The 14,865-nt window shown below is 54.1% G+C and carries 11 protein-coding genes; 3 read left to right on the top strand and 8 right to left on the bottom strand.

Annotated elements, in window-relative coordinates:
• Positions 1 to 15: 15 nt before the first annotated feature.
• Complete coding sequence (gene sppA / locus B3759_RS09195; protein WP_291365642.1) at positions 16 to 990, bottom strand: signal peptide peptidase SppA; 975 nt, start codon at positions 988 to 990, stop codon at positions 16 to 18.
• Positions 991 to 1,094: 104 nt separating this feature from the next.
• Positions 1,095 to 1,559 carry a MucR family transcriptional regulator gene (locus tag B3759_RS09190; protein WP_291365641.1) on the bottom strand — a complete coding sequence of 155 codons (465 nt, stop codon included), beginning with the start codon at positions 1,557 to 1,559 and terminating at the stop codon, positions 1,095 to 1,097.
• Between the two features lie 556 nt (positions 1,560 to 2,115).
• Between B3759_RS09190 and B3759_RS09185 the strand changes: the two genes are divergently transcribed.
• Positions 2,116 to 2,403, top strand: a complete 288-nt coding sequence (locus B3759_RS09185; RefSeq protein ID WP_291365640.1) for a hypothetical protein — start codon at positions 2,116 to 2,118, stop codon at positions 2,401 to 2,403.
• A gap of 288 nt (positions 2,404 to 2,691) precedes the next feature.
• On the opposite strand, the gene B3759_RS09180 is transcribed toward B3759_RS09185, so the two are convergent.
• A complete protein-coding gene (locus B3759_RS09180; RefSeq protein ID WP_291365639.1) occupies positions 2,692 to 5,982 on the bottom strand; it encodes an efflux RND transporter permease subunit in 3,291 nt (1,096 codons plus the stop codon).
• Positions 5,983 to 6,453: 471 nt separating this feature from the next.
• On the opposite strand from B3759_RS09180, the gene B3759_RS09175 reads away from it, so the two are divergent.
• Positions 6,454 to 7,053 carry an acyltransferase gene (locus B3759_RS09175; RefSeq protein WP_291365638.1) on the top strand — a complete coding sequence of 200 codons (600 nt, stop codon included), beginning with the start codon at positions 6,454 to 6,456 and terminating at the stop codon, positions 7,051 to 7,053.
• On the opposite strand, the gene B3759_RS09170 is transcribed toward B3759_RS09175, so the two are convergent.
• From B3759_RS09170 to aat, 3 genes are all read right to left on the bottom strand, one after another.
• Positions 7,026 to 7,631, bottom strand: a complete 606-nt coding sequence (locus tag B3759_RS09170; RefSeq protein WP_291365637.1) for a hypothetical protein — start codon at positions 7,629 to 7,631, stop codon at positions 7,026 to 7,028. The genes B3759_RS09175 and B3759_RS09170 overlap by 28 nt on opposite strands.
• 9 nt (positions 7,632 to 7,640) lie before the next feature.
• Positions 7,641 to 8,396 carry a hypothetical protein gene (locus B3759_RS09165; RefSeq protein WP_291365636.1) on the bottom strand — a complete coding sequence of 252 codons (756 nt, stop codon included), beginning with the start codon at positions 8,394 to 8,396 and terminating at the stop codon, positions 7,641 to 7,643.
• Between the two features lie 62 nt (positions 8,397 to 8,458).
• Entirely contained in the window at positions 8,459 to 9,130 is a 672-nt protein-coding gene (gene aat / locus B3759_RS09160; RefSeq protein WP_291365635.1) for a leucyl/phenylalanyl-tRNA--protein transferase, read from the bottom strand.
• 284 nt (positions 9,131 to 9,414) lie between these two features.
• Between aat and B3759_RS09155 the strand changes: the two genes are divergently transcribed.
• Entirely contained in the window at positions 9,415 to 10,389 is a 975-nt protein-coding gene (locus B3759_RS09155; protein WP_291365634.1) for a 2-hydroxyacid dehydrogenase, read from the top strand.
• Between the two features lie 93 nt (positions 10,390 to 10,482).
• Here the strand turns inward: B3759_RS09155 and B3759_RS09150 are convergent, their stop codons facing one another.
• Entirely contained in the window at positions 10,483 to 12,255 is a 1,773-nt protein-coding gene (locus B3759_RS09150) for a putative bifunctional diguanylate cyclase/phosphodiesterase (RefSeq protein WP_291365633.1), read from the bottom strand.
• Positions 12,256 to 12,730: 475 nt separating this feature from the next.
• Positions 12,731 to 14,734: a TonB-dependent receptor gene (locus tag B3759_RS09145; RefSeq protein ID WP_291365632.1), complete on the bottom strand. Its 2,004-nt coding sequence runs from the start codon at positions 14,732 to 14,734 to the stop codon at positions 12,731 to 12,733.
• Positions 14,735 to 14,865 lie beyond the last annotated feature (131 nt).

Genomic DNA, 14,865 nt, shown 5'->3' with positions numbered 1-14,865 from the left:
CCTCCCCGCCGAGAGCTAAGGTTTCCAGATCGAAACTGCGCCGTCAATAGCTGCACGCGTCTGAGGCAGAAAAATGTCTGCATCAAGGCCGAGCCATGACATGACCCGTCCGCCAAACCAGCCAAAGATACGCCGTTTCAGACTGAACGTTTTATGCTCTTCACCAATTGTCACGATTTTGGGTTCACCGGACAGGCCTGCAGCTTTGCTTAACCAGTTTTGAGCATCTTCCTTACCGCCAATATTGTCGATCAGTCCCACTTTCAGGGCCTGTTCGCCTGTATAGGGGCGACCATCGGCAAGAGAGCGCACCTTTTCTTCAGGCATATGGCGCCCTGTGACGACCATGGTGACAAACTGGTCGTAAAGATTGCTGACAACTCCCTGAAGCATGACATGACCTTCGGGAGAAATCGGTTTGGTGAGGGAAGGCTGACCCTTTAGCGGTCCAGACACCAGTTCCTGCACATTGACGCCGATCTTGTTGAGCACCCCTGAGAATTCCGGCGCTTCCATCAGCACGCCGATAGAACCGGTCAATGTGCTTCGTTCGGCAAAAATACGTTTGGACGGAAGAGCGATCATGTATCCTGCGGATGCGCCCATACCCCGCATGGTAGCCACGACGGGTTTATTGTGAGCAAACCGCTCCACAGCATCATGTAATTCTTCGCCGCCGGTTACAGCGCCCCCCGGACTATCAATATCGAGAAGCAGCCCTTTGACGTTGCTGTCTTTGCCAGCATCGGCAAGGGCTTTTGTCCAGCGTGAGACATCTGAACCGATCATGCCGTGGACTTTTAACTGTACGAGGTGAGGCGTATTTATTATTCTGCCCCCACTATAAAGGCTCTCGCTTCTGGATTGCTGACCATATCGCCCTGCAATCATGATCGACACGGCAACAGCTGCGATCGCGCCAATCCGCCAGCGACGCAGTCTCCGCTTCTGAACAGAGTACGCCACAGTCTCGTCAACGCCTGAACTCATTACAGTTTATTCCAGCACAACACTAAAGGCTCATGGAAAACTGTTTCCATGAAGAAATCATAGGCATGACTTTAATGTGAGAAGTCATGCCTATGTAACAGGCTTTACTGAGCCTTGCGGCCACGACGGCGCGGCGCAGTGTCATCGCTCTCGGAAGAAGCGCTGGTAGCGCTGATCTTGCGGCCCAGACCAATTTCACGAGCAAGCGTTGAACGACGCTCGGCATAGTTGGGAGCAACCATGGGATAGTCTGTCGGCAGGCCCCAGCGCTCACGATACTGCTCAGGCGTCATGCCATAAGCACTCTGTAGATGCCGTTTCAGCATTTTCAGTTTTTTACCATCTTCCAAACAGACAATGTAGTCCGGGAAGACGGACCGTTTTACCGGAACCGCAGGCTGCAGTTTCTCGGGCTCTGGAGCGGCCTGTCCGGCGGTCTCAAGAGCCGTGAAAACGTCACGGATCAAAACGGGAAGCGTCTCTGCGGAGGCAGAGTTGTTTGAAACATGAGCAGAAACGATTTGCGCTGTCAGTTCGAGCAGGGGGGAAAGGGGTTTATTCTCAGACATAAAAAAACTCCGTTACACTTTTAAACAATTCAGCGCACATTTACAGAAAATCGTGTGGAGCCTATTCGGCTCTATCTGTTGAAATAATGAAGTATGCTTCCCGGTGCAAGACCTTCACGATATATTATGTTCAATAATTTCTTTAAACGAGGATAAAAGTCACAAAACTGCATGTTTCTCTGAATTGATATGAAAAATCACAGCAAACTATTTCTTGAAAAGATAGAAAAGAAAAACATGGAAAGCCAGAAATGGTTCGGATTTTTCTAACGTTACCTGCAAGTTTCTAAATTTTAGTTAAGCATATGATTGTGCATAAAGACGGACTGCAAAACATCGGGTCCATTTTGTTATTTTTTCGCTAATATCTGCAACATTTTCAATTTTTTAAGATTGTTTTTTTGGGCTAAGATGCCTGTCGAAGATTAGGTGGTCTCTATTCGTGGAAAAGATAATCTGTCGCGCTTATGTATTGAGAATATATATTTGCGCATAATGATATATTTTTATTGTGTTTGGTATTTCATTGCGATGGAATGGAAACAGGCAAGGTGGGATGCCCGAAACAGGTTTCGGGCAATGTAATCTTCTGGATTACTTGAACTTCTTCCACAGAAAACCGGCAATTCCGGCTACGATCATTACACCGACAATTTTCTTCAGGCCGCAGCAGCCCTTCTTTGCCGGAGCGCACCCGTCTGTCTTGCAGCAACTTTTGGCCATCGAACCATTCCCTGAAACGTCTGTTGTAAACTATGCGATATCGACCGTAGATACTCGTAAATACAGTCGATTCCGTAAATATAGCATGTCTGCTGGAAAAGCAATACCAGTCCCGGCATGACTGTTTTGTAATAATCGACTGTTAGGGAAGCCTTTCACAGAACAGGTGATCTCTTTGCGCCCTGATCCCGGAACAGGGACAAGTTTTTATGCTGTCATTATAGACTTCTTTTTACACAATGATTTGTAACCATAGGGTGATCGTAAATACTATTTTTTGTCATCTTTCCAAAAACGCTGCTCAAGAAAATAGGCGTGACTGGCGATGGTAGGGAAATTTTCTGTTTCACAGGCATAACCAGAAAACAGTTTCTTTGTTATCTGTGATAAGCGCAGAAAAGATGTAATTTTAATGTTTGTTTTTGAAAGCCTTTTGTAGTCGGCAGCAGATGACCTTCCCCCATTTTCCAATTGCGATCATCAGTAAATAGACAGCAGGCGTGGAATAAAGGGTGAGGAGTTGACTCATGGCCAGTCCACCCACGACGGCAATGCCTAGCGGACGGCGTAATTCCGCGCCGTAACCATTGCCGAAAATAAGAGGAAGTGCCCCTAATGCTGCTGCTAGCGTGGTCATCAGAATGGGGCGGAAACGGGTCGCGCAGGCTGCACGAATGGCGTCTGCAGGCTCCATCCCCTGTTGCCGTTCGGCATGCAGGGCAAAATCGATCATCAGGATTGCGTTTTTCTTGACGATGCCGACGAGTAGGATCACCCCGATCATGGCGATCAGCGAAAAGGATTGCCCGGACAGCCATAACGCCACCACAGCCCCGACGGCAGCGGAGGGGAGTGTGGATAGAATGGTCAGGGGATGAATATAACTTTCATACAGAATCCCCAGAGTGACATACATGGTGACGAGAGCAGCAAGGAAAACGAGAAGCTCATTCACTAGCGCTTTCTTGAAGTCACCCGCGCGACCGGTGAAGCTTCCGCGAATGGTGTCGGGCATGTGAATGGCGTTACTGACCCGTTTTATTTCCGCTTCTGCATCCGTCAGCCCTTTTCCTGTCGGAAGATTGAACGAGATCGAACCGGAGACAAAGTTGTCTTCGTGGCTGACCTGTAGGGAGGTGGGGCGCGTCACGAGATCAGCTACCGAGACCAGCGGCACCATGGTCTCAGCCGAGGATGAGACCGCTGACCCATTGGAGGCCCCTGCGCCGCCAGCCAGTCGGTTGGCAATCTGGTTTCGGAAAGACAGACGGTTCAACTCGGCTTCTCTGGAATCCGTTGAGCGTGGAACACGGATCGAGTTAGAGACAGTGCCGCCGCCCGCTGTTCCGCCTGCTGTTGAAACCCACAGCGTTTTCAGCATTTCGGGATTTTCCCGATACAACCGGTCGGCCTCCATCACGACATAATAGGTCGTCAGCGACGTGGAGATATTCGAGGCGGTGCGCTGACCGAACGCATCAAACAGAGCGTTGCCGATCAACTGCGGTGTAATCAGATAACGTGCGGCAACGTCGCGGCGAATGTCCACATGCAATGAAGAGCCATTATTGTGGATATTGGTGCTGACATCGGAAATGACCTTGCTGTGTCGCAGGGCTTCGCTAAGACGGGGCACCCATGTTGTCAGATCGTCCGCGACGTCGCTTCGGAAAACATAGGTGTAATTTCCCGTCTGCTGACGCGAGCCTCCACCGTTCACATCGCCCGAGTTGGAAATATGCGCGTCGAGGCCCGCAATGTTTGCGACATGAGACTGTATTCTTGCGGCTATGGTTTCTGGTGTGTCCTGTCTTGTGGATTTGTCCGTAAGAGAGGCGAATGCTGCCGATTCATTGGCTGCGTCGTCACCCGTAAATGCCACCACGGATGTCACTTCCGGATCCTGCATCATCGTGTTCACAACACGCCGGGTCTTGTCGGAAACGGCCTGAAACGAACTGGTCTGATCTGTGCTCAAATAGGCTGAAACCAGAGCGATGTCTTCCGGTGGCAGAATTGTCTTCGGCATGAAAACAACGACAGCGATTGTGGCTGCCAGACTGACGGGCAGGGAGGCCAGCACCAGCCAGCGATGACGAAGCGCGACGTCGAGTGACTGCATGTAAACGTGCAGCATGCCGTTCAGAATAGTTTCAACGCCATCGAACACCTGATGCACCCGACGAGACCATCCGGTGTGGCCGATGGTCGTTTCGCCGTGATGCACTTCAAGCAGGTAGGCGCACATCATGGGCGTCAGAGAGAGAGACAGGAAAAGCGAAATGGTGACTGCTGTCGTCAGCGTCATCGCAAATTCGAAAAAGATCTTTCCTGGAATTCCGGACAGCAGAAGCAGGGGCAGAAAGACTGCGATTAGCGAGATGGTGATCGACACCACGGTAAAACCGATTTCCCGTGAGCCGAGCAGGGACGCTTCCATACGGTCCATGCCGTCTTCCATGTGACGGGCGATATTTTCGACAACGACAATCGCATCATCCACCACAAATCCCGTGGCGATGGTCAGCGCCATCAGCGAGAGCGTATCCAGCGAGAAGTGCAGCAGGTGCATCACGGCGAGGGAACCGGCCAGTGAAACGGGCACCGTGACAGCCGGGATCAGGGTGGAACGCCATGAGCGGAGGAACGCCAGCACCACAATTACGACCAGCACAACGGAAATCAGAAGTGTGAGCTGGGTATCCATCAGGGCCGCGCGGATTGACCGGGACATGTCGTCGGCCAAAGTCAGTTTGACGTCACCGGGAAGCGCGCTCTGGATCCGGGGAGCATGCGCCCGGATGGCGTCGGTAACGTCAATGACGTTGGCACCGGGTTGCGCCCGGATGATCGCCATGACGGCGGGTTTGCCATTGAACCAGGCGGCCTCGCGCTCATTCTGTGGACCATCATGAACCGTCGCCACACTGGAGAGACGCACCGGACGGTCATTGCGATAGCCGATAATCAGATCACGATATTGGTCGGCTTTCCGCGCCTGATCGTTGGTGGTCAGCATCACGCGCTGCGTGCCGATATCCAGATAGCCCTTAGGGGTGTTGGCGTTGGCGGACGCCAGAGCGGAACGAATGTCCTCGAACCCGATGCCGTAATGATAGAGCAGATAGGGATTCATCTCGACGCGCACGGCGGGCTTGGCAGCGCCTTCCGGTTGCACCCATCCCACGCCGTGAATGCCGGCCAGTTGTGGAAGCAGTCTGGTCTCCGACAGATCACGCAGTTCGCTGAGGGGCCGTGTGTCGGACGTCAGTACGGCGACCATGATCGGATTGTCGGAAGGATTGGCTTTATAATATTGCGGCGTGTCGATCAGCGTGTTCGGCATGTCCTGACGCGCCGCCTGAAGAGCGGCCTGCACGTCACGGGCAGCGCCATCCACATTCCGGTTGTCATCGAAGAACAGCAGGATGAAGGATGACCGGTCCGTGGTGTCGGAGGTCATCTGTGTCAGCCCGGCAATGCTTCCAAGGCGACGTTCCAGCGGTGTCGTTACAGCGCTGGCCATCTGCTGCGGTGAGCTGCCCTGCTGGCTGGCGATGACATAAATAACGGGAACGGAGATATCCGGCAGATCGGCGACCGGCATGACGCGGTAGGACAGCAGCCCGGCGAACACCATCGCCAGAGACAGAAGAATGGTTGCGACAGGACGACGGATGAAGAAGGCACACAGATTCACCGGCGGCCTCTCCGGATCATGAGCCTTTGCTTCGGAAAGGTGCTTCGATAGAGGCGGCTGGTTTCAGGGGGGACACCCTGTTCGCCGTCATGAATGGCTCATCCGTGAGGGGCCTGACGTCTCTGATCATTCTACTCAAGGAACTGATACGCTGACAGATGAAGGGGCTCTCTGTACCTGTGGATGTAAGCTTTGAAAAGGTGGTCTTCATTTATGAGTGGTGCACAGGAGAGGCGCACTGTTCGTGATGACAGGCAAAGATGGTGATTTTGTAATAATATCCTTCATAATAGAAACTAATCACAATAAATATAATAAGTCTAAAAATATAAACAAAAGTATTTTTATAAACACAGAAAAGAATTATGAAATTGTTTTCTATAATATTTTGTGTAATGCATATTGCATATTGAGAAACAGATTGCAGGTAAGTGCTGACTTTGCCTGTGGCATTAAACAGTGAAGTCTCTGATGACCCTCTCTGATAATATTTTCACACGTCATCTGCGTAGGCTCTGTCTTGCCGGTATCGGGAGCGAGCTGATCCCGGCTTTCCTGCGCACCCGTCTGTTGAACATGTTGGGCGCCAGTCTTGATCCTTCAGCCTGTATCTGGCCGGACTGTCATCTGCGTTCAACCAACATTACGATGGGCCGGGAAAGCTTCATCAATGTCGGTTTCTTTTTCGATGGCGCGGCCCGACTGACGATTGGCAACAATGTCCGGGTCGGACAATTCCTTTCGGTCGTCACTGCGACACATGACGTCGGTCCGGCTGAACAGCGTTGTACTATTGAGGCAGTGCTGGGGGATGTCGTCATTGAAGACGGATGCTGGATTGGCCTGAATGTCACCATCCTGCCCGGCGTCACGATTGCCAAAGGCTGTGTGATCGGAGCGGGATCTCTGGTGACGAAAAGCACCGAGCCGAACGGTCTCTATGTCGGCTCGCCGGCCCGCAGATTACGCGATCTGCCACCCGGAAAGCCGAAGAAGGGAAAAGGCCGGACAGCGGAGCGGATGCCGTCGCCTTTCCCGTCCACTCAGCGGGCTGGGGCGACTGTTGAATAGCTCTCGGGAATGACGAAAAGTGTGTCGGGCTGCGGCGTCCGCTCAACGGAGAGCGCCCTGACCAAAATGCGTCCCTGCTGCTTCACCTGAAGCAGGATGCCGTCCTCTGTGTAACAGGCGTCGCTTTCATGGCCGTCCTGATCCGTCGTGCGCCAGACTGTACAAAGCTGACCGCTGACCATGTCGGTCCCAAGTTTCTTGAATGAACCCGGCGGCACCTGTCCCGGCAGGGTGAGTGTCGCACCCGGTGCGGGCATGACGCTTCGCCGATGGCCCAGAGTGTCCACCACAGTCAGCGTATGATCGCGCCAGGACGTCACCATATAGACGGCCGAGTTTTCAGGATCGATCCGCTGCCGCAGAGAAGCGACCTGCCAATGCATGTCCTGATGCACGGGCAGGGGACTTTGCGGCGACACCATTTCATAATGTACGCTCACATCCACGGAAGGCGTGACATAAGGCCCGTTTGCGGAGGGATCAGCCTCCTCTGCGCGGGCAGGGTGGCCGGAAAGCAGGACGCTCAGAGGCAATGTCAGCAACAGGAACGAAATGCGTCGCGCTATCGGGTTTTTCATGACGTTGCCTCAGGGCTGCCCGGCGGTATCCGGCGTGCTGGATGATGCCGGAGCCGGTGTCGCGGCAGCGTCTCCCGCAGGTGAAGATCCTGCTCCGCCCAAAGGTCCGGTTGAAAGAGCTGGCGCGCCAGCTCCCTGACCTGCGACGCGATGCTGATGGACTTCCTGATAGTCGGAAGGAGCGGCAAAGGCGGAGGCCGGGATGGTTTCGTAGGATACGGATTCTGCGGACAGATGTCCTTTGGCGCCATCAGCATCGACGCCATTTTCAGCCAGAATCAGGCCGTCCGTCGTTACACAGGCGGTGGCGTCGCCATGTCCGGACGCGACGCCCCATTCCGTGCAGGGAATGCCTGCAACAGTGCGGTTGCCGTGGCGCGTGAACTGCATGGAGACGTCGAGCAGGAACGGATTTCTCACACTGCCGCGTTGTTCAAGCTGGGTGAAAACCCGCTGTTTGTGCAGCAGGATCGTCACGGTCTGGGCAGTGCGGTTGAGGATGGTGGACGCCGAACCATCGGGGGCGTCGATACGCATTCTCGCACCCTCGGCAGTGAACCACACCTTCACCTGCTGCGGTTGCGGCGCGCCATCCGGCTGCACGCTGTAGGTGATGACGGCGTCTTTCAGCGGGGTGAGGGGCGGGTGATCACCATCGGCCAATGCTGTTCCGTGCATCACACCAGCCATCAGCGTCAGTGCGAGACATCGTCCCAACACGCCAGCTTTGTTTCCTGCATCAGACTTCCCGGTGACCTGTCGCATACGTCGAACAGTCCTCATTTCATGAACATTCCTGCGGACAGCACCCCATCTGCACCAGTCAGTCAACCACCCGCGAGACGGGTCTCTTCGCGTATCCGTCGGATTTCGGTAGCAATTTCGGCGGTGGAAAGGGATGTCCAGCGCTGTTCGGATCGGACAGCCTGTCTCAGACGGGTCTTGTAGTCGCTCGCGTCAATCTCGACACCACCGAACTGCGAGAGATGAGTCGTGCCGAACTGGGTGTCCAGCAGGTCAAAGCCAAGAAGGCGCAGTCGGGCGACCAGATGCACCAACGCGACCTTTGATGCGTCAGTCTCACGACTGAACATGCTTTCGCCGAAAAAAGCGCTTCCCAGTGCAACGCCATACAGCCCGCCGACCATCTCGCCGTCGTGCCATGTTTCGATACTGTGGCCGTAGCCCATCTCGTGCAGGCGGCAGAACAGGCTGATGATCGTTTCGCTGATCCATGTCGTTTCACGCCCCGGCGCAGGGGTGGCGCAGGCCCGCATGACGCCTTCAAAATCGTGGTCGGTCGTCACGGTGAAGCGGTCGCTCAGCGCGGTCCGGCACAGGCGTTTGGGAAGATGAAAGCCGTAGAGCGGCATGACACCGCGCGGATCAGGATCATACCAGTCGATCGTGTCAGGATTCTCGCTATTCCCCATGGGAAACAGTCCGACGGAGTAGGCTCCAAGCATCAGCTCCGGCGTCAGTTCGAGCTGGTCGTTCATGCCGATCCTTCTTTCCGTTTCACGCAGAGAGTTTCCGCCAGAACCGATGCGGCAGGAATGTTCTGCGTCATGCTGTCTGGACGACTCTCGTCCAGTCGGATGATGATATGTGACAAAGGAATTCTACGTAAGGAAATAGGTTCGGCTTCTGTCGGCAAAAGGAGCGCCTGTCATCATCTCGCTACCGCTTTATCACGAAACTGACAGCCTCTTGTCGTGTTCCCCTTACTCGCTTCATGATCCGGACCTGTTTAGCGTCCACCACTCAGTCTACGGAGTTTGTCATGTCTTCCTCTCGCACCCGTATCGTCCGCAGCGTTCGCCTGCCTGAAGCTGTGGAGGCGCGGATTGCGCAGGAATTCGATGCGCCTCCTCCTCCGAAGACGCCGCTGGATACGGCTGCCCTGTTCAAACTGGCGGAGGAGACGCAGGCGGAAGCTATGCTGGTGACGCATCATGCCGCGATCAAGGGTGACGCTGTCGCTAAAATTCCGGCCTCCGTGCGTCTGGTTGCGACCGTCAGTGTCGGGCTCGACCATCTGGATGTGAAAGCCATCCGTGCGCGTGGCATTGCTGTTTCCAACACGCCTGATGTGCTGACCGAGTGCAATGCGGATCTCGCCCTGCTTCTGATTCTGGCTGCTGCACGGCGCGCTGCGGAATATACGGCGCTGGTCCGGAAGGGCTGGGGTCGTGATCTGGCTATGGATGAAATGCTGGGCATGCGGATCAGCGGCAAGACGCTCGGCATTGTTGGCATGGGACGGATCGGGCAGGCCGTTGCACGAAGGGCACGGGGGTTCGGAATGACCGTGCTGTATAACAACCGGCGCCGTCTGGCTCCTGAACTGGAGCATGGTGCGACCTGGGTGGAAAATCTTGCGGACATGCTGCCGCGTTGTCAGATCATCACCCTGCATCTTCCCGGCAGCGACGAGACGGATGGCATGGTGGATCAGGCCTTCCTGTCACGGCTGCCAAAGGGAGCGATCTTTGTGAACGCGGCGCGTGGGCGGCTTGTGAATGAGGATGCCCTGATCGAGGCGCTGCGGAATGGGCAACTTGCCGCTGCCGGGCTCGATGTCTGTCGGAATGAGCCGCACCCTGACCCGCGACTGCTGGAACTTCCCAACCTGTTCATGACGCCGCATGTGGGAAGCGCCACGGTCGAGACACGGACTGAAATGGGTATGTTGGCGTTGGACAATGTCGTTGCCATGGCAGCTGGGAAACCGCTCGTGTCACCCGTGGAGGCATGAGCGGCGACCTGTTTCTGGCTGAAAACTGAAGATCTTCGGGTTTTAGTGTGCCTGCGACCAGAAAACTGGCTGGTCACAGGCTGTGCGGGGTTATCAGGCAGAGCCGGAAAGCATGCCACTCCGCGTGGACCGTCTGAAATCATCCAGAATTATTCCTGCATTTTCGACAGCGTCCGGTAGCGCCGTTACAGGAACCGGCATGGCGAAAAGATATCCCTGACAGGCAGTGCACCCCAGATCGTTCAGAATGCGTAACTGGTCGACTGTTTCGACACCTTCAGCAATGATCGCCATGTCGATGCTACGTGCAAGACGGATCAGGCCTGAGGTGATTTTCAGATCACGCGCGCTCTGATCAATGTTTTTGATAAAGCTGCGGTCGATCTTGATGTGTGTCAGAGGTAGTTCACGCAAATGGCTGATCGCGGCATAGCCCGTGCCGAAATCATCGAACGCAATCTTGAAACCATGTCGGGATAGTTTGAATATTTCGCGTCTTACCCGGTCTGATCGTGTTGAGCCGAGGAAAATGGTTTCCGTGATTTCGACTTTGACCCTCTCGCGTGGCACACCGGCTTCCGCAGTCAGATCGCAGAATTCCTGAGTCAGACCATCCGTGCCGAAATCCGCCATGCTGACGTTAAGCGTGACATTGCCGTTGTAATCGCCTGTCTCGATCCATTTGGCGAGATCGCGGATAACGGACCGTCTGACGAATTTGCCAATCGCCAGCCCGGTGCGGAAATCACCAAAGACTTCAGGGAATGAAACCGGAGTGAGAAGACCAAGTTCCGGATGATGCCAGCGCAGAAGCGCTTCACAGGCTGTGACACGGCCAAGGGCCAGATTGATGATGGGCTGATAGTACATTTCCAGCTCACCCCGGTCGGCGGCAAGATGAATCTGGCTCATCAGCAACTGATGATTTTTGGCCTTGAGGCCCATGCTCGGTGTAAAGGCAACGACACTCTGGCCACCGCGCTGTTTCGCCTGAAGCAACGCGATATCCGCGTCTTTCATAAACTGTTGACCGGATAGCGTCGTGCTGTCGAGAAATGTGTAGCCGATACTGGCCGACACGGACACGCAGGTCTCGTCAAGGACAATCGGGGCTTCAATGTCGCTAAGCAGATGCTGGAGATGATGCTCCACGCAGGTATCTGTTTCGGACATATCCATGATGATGGCGAACTCATCACCCCCCAGACGGCCGATGATTGCATCGGGGCCTGCAAAGGTTCTGAGCCGCTCGGCGACTTCAATCAGCACCCTGTCACCGGCGTCATGACCGTAGATATCGTTGACTTCCTTGAAGCCGTCGAGATCAATCCGTACCATCAGACGGGTTTCATCCGTCTCTATCGTCTGTTCGAGCGTAGCTGCCAGCCCTTCGGAGAAACCAATGCGATTCAGCGCATTGACCAGAGGGTCCTGCCGGGCAAGATGTTTCATCCTGTTCCGGGCTTCGATCAGAGGCGTGACGTCGAAACGATAGGCGACGTAGGAGAGGATTTTGCCGTGCTCGTCCTTGCGGGGGATGATGGTGGTGGCAACCCAGTACAGCGACCCATCTTTCGCCCGGTTGCAGATCTTTCCTCGCCAGATCTTCCCTGTCTTGATCGTTGCATACAGATTTCGGAAAAAATCCTGGCTATGATAACCGGAGTTCAGAATTCTGTGGGTATGACCAAGCAGTTCATGCTTGGAATATCCGCTGATCTGACAGAAGCGGTCATTGACGTGCGTGATGACACCATTGACGTCCGTAATGGCCACAATGAGTACTTCGTCGATTGCCGACCAGAGAAATCGGATGTTTTGTTCTGCCGGATCGCTGTCAGGAATACGAACGGATTGCTCTTTCATAGCAATGTCTATCCCTTTTGGTGCTTGGTCGGGCTTTATGGCTCATACTGGTTAAGTTATTGTAACGTCCTGCCCTCTTAATTCAGGATGATCCGATTACCGCCGTATGTGAGGAGGGGAGGCGATATCCCTTATTGGCTTTCTGCGTCAACCCTGAGCTTTCCTGTATGAAGAGCCAAGGAAGAACAGGGGCGGAAGCCGGAAAACAAAGACGAGACGGACAGCGCAACATGCGAAATGGCCAGTTGCGTCAGAATGTTCTCCTGTGTTTGACGGCTGGTAAGATCAATGGGAACAGATAAAAGATTCTTTTGAGAACAGTGTGCAATGTAGTCTGCGGTATTGAAGCTAATGGATGAAACGGTAGAGGCAGTGAGTTAAATCCTTGTAAATTATATGTGCCTCTTTGCTCTCGTATCGAATGGTTTCATGAAGCCTGTTTCTGAAATATTGGTGGCTGGTTCTGGTTTACGGATCAAAAATCCGCAATGACGGCACCGTAAATGCCACGCCTCTGCCCATACTGCGCCTGATACACTCCGACGCCACTACCGTCCCGTAGCTGATATTTTTTGTCAAAGAGATTGACCACATCGGCGCGGAGCCTGAGCGCGTGGCCGAGTGGAACAGGCGTCATCGTGTATTGATAGCCGATATTGAAAACGGCGTATTGCGGTTCCTTGTCGATATTGGCGAACCCGCTGCGCAGGCCGTTTCCGTAAATGAAATCGACATAGGCCAGATGATGGGTGTTGCTCCAGGATACACCACTGCTGGCAGTGTATTTTCCCTGATGATCAAGCTGGATATCGTGATGCCGGATATAATCCAGCTCCTGCTGCGAAAACTGATATTGCGCCGAATTGATATCGTGTGCACCTGTCTTTACGAATGAGAAATTGCCGAATACGGACCAGTGTCCCTTGCGCCAGGACATGCCGAGTTCTGTGCCGTAAATATGACCACGACGATAGCTGAAGGGGGCCAGAATGACGGCGCGACCAAACTGACCCAGATCGGTCATGTCATGCGCCCATTTGGAGAACGCATCGACTGTGACCTGAAACTGCGGAGTAATGCGCTGCAGAATACCAATATCGACGTAATGCGACTTCTCGACTTTCGTGGCGTCTCCTGCTGGGGAGGCCGGCGCATTGGTTGTTCCGGCGAAGCGGGCGAGTGTGGAGGGATAGATGTATTGTGGTGAAGGTGGCGCGAAATAGCGTGAATAGCCAATGTGAAAAGTGGTGTTTCTGAGCGGCTTCCAGACGAGGTTGGCTCGTGGACTCAGTTGTCCCTCGTTATCAAACGAGGATGCGAACCGATCATAACGGATACCGTAGTTGAAGGTCAGGGAACGAGTGATCTTGTATTCATCCTGAAGATAGGCGCCTGCCTCGACTGACCAGTTACCGCTATTGTCGATCACTCTTTGGGGTGTTGCGGATAACTGCTGGCTCTCGCTGCTGGTCAGAAAAACCAGAGAATTCGTATCAAGCCGTTCAGAAGTGTATTGCCCGAGAGCGCCGGCGCGCACTGTATGATTCTTCGCAATGTTCCATGACAGATCGAACTGCATGCCGCCTGTCGTAAAGTCATTGACCTCATGTTCAGAGACACCCTGAAACACCAGATCCCGGATCGGGTCGGGCGTATAATCAATGCGTCCGTAACGGAAAAACGGTGAGGCCTGAAAATTCAGGTTATCCTGCGTGTGTTGCCAGGACACGACGGCGTAATAGTTCTGTTCTGTCTGGCTATCCCTGAGAAAGCGCGACTGTACAGGGGATTTCTGGATATCGGTGCCATCAAGTGCATAGAGCTGTGGCAGTCCCGGCGTATTGGGTATTTCAAAATCACTGTAGGAAGCGCTTGTCAGAAGTGACAGGCGGTTTGCGTCGTCGGGATGCCATGAAAAATAACCAAATGCTTTTTCCTGCTCGGTCAGATCATGTACAGGCCGAAAGGAACCGGTCGGGTTTTCGATGCCGATGGCGTTACGGTTGTAGGAAACTGTCGTGAAATACTCGAAGTTTCCCTTGTGTCCACCAAGCTGGAGAGAAGGCGCAAAGGTCTGGTAGCTGCCACCATAAAGTGAAAGCTGATTATGCTTGAGCTGGGAACCGCTTTTCGTGTTGACGTCGACAATGCCTGCGGTGCGGAAACCGAACTGGGCGGGCAGGGTGCCGGTCAGCAGATTCATGGACTGGATGATGCGTGTGTCGAGTTCCTGACCAAAGCCGTTGAGACCCTCCGGCAGCAGCACGCCGTTCACACGATAGGTCAGGCCACCATGCTCGCCACGAACATGGACCTCGCCGTAACTGTCCTGCACCACTCCCGGCAGACGCAGCATGATCTGGCTGAAGGTCGCGTTCTGTCCCTGTGGCGTCGCCTGAATCTGCTTTTCGTCGATACCGTAGGATACCGCTCCTAGCGCCGGGAAAATGCGTCCTCGCGCCTGATCCATATGACCCATGACGTGGATATGCTCAGAAGCCGAAGCGGGTTTTTCTGTTTCAGGTTTTTGTGGCGTCCTACGAGGATGAACGGACGTTTTTTGATGACCAGATGCGGAAAGAATAGTTGCCATGTCAGCGAGGGCGCTAT

It is taken from the genome of Acetobacter sp. UBA5411, from assembly GCF_002409645.1.
Taxonomy (GTDB): Bacteria; Pseudomonadota; Alphaproteobacteria; order Acetobacterales; family Acetobacteraceae; genus Acetobacter.
Note: the sequence above shows the minus strand (reverse complement) of the source record. Positions and strands in the feature narration are given on the sequence as shown.

Coding starts and splice junctions, on each gene's coding strand:
- aat (WP_291365635.1), bottom strand. CDS start 9,130: ATGAACGACCAGCTCGAACTGACGCCGGAGCTGATGCTTGGAGCCTAC.
- B3759_RS09165 (WP_291365636.1), bottom strand. CDS start 8,396: ATGCGACAGGTCACCGGGAAGTCTGATGCAGGAAACAAAGCTGGCGTG.
- B3759_RS09175 (WP_291365638.1), top strand. CDS start 6,454: ATGACCCTCTCTGATAATATTTTCACACGTCATCTGCGTAGGCTCTGT.
- B3759_RS09190 (WP_291365641.1), bottom strand. CDS start 1,559: ATGTCTGAGAATAAACCCCTTTCCCCCCTGCTCGAACTGACAGCGCAA.
- B3759_RS09150 (WP_291365633.1), bottom strand. CDS start 12,255: ATGAAAGAGCAATCCGTTCGTATTCCTGACAGCGATCCGGCAGAACAA.
- B3759_RS09145 (WP_291365632.1), bottom strand. CDS start 14,734: ATGGGTCATATGGATCAGGCGCGAGGACGCATTTTCCCGGCGCTAGGA.
- B3759_RS09170 (WP_291365637.1), bottom strand. CDS start 7,631: ATGAAAAACCCGATAGCGCGACGCATTTCGTTCCTGTTGCTGACATTG.
- B3759_RS09185 (WP_291365640.1), top strand. CDS start 2,116: ATGCCCGAAACAGGTTTCGGGCAATGTAATCTTCTGGATTACTTGAAC.
- B3759_RS09155 (WP_291365634.1), top strand. CDS start 9,415: ATGTCTTCCTCTCGCACCCGTATCGTCCGCAGCGTTCGCCTGCCTGAA.
- sppA (WP_291365642.1), bottom strand. CDS start 990: ATGAGTTCAGGCGTTGACGAGACTGTGGCGTACTCTGTTCAGAAGCGG.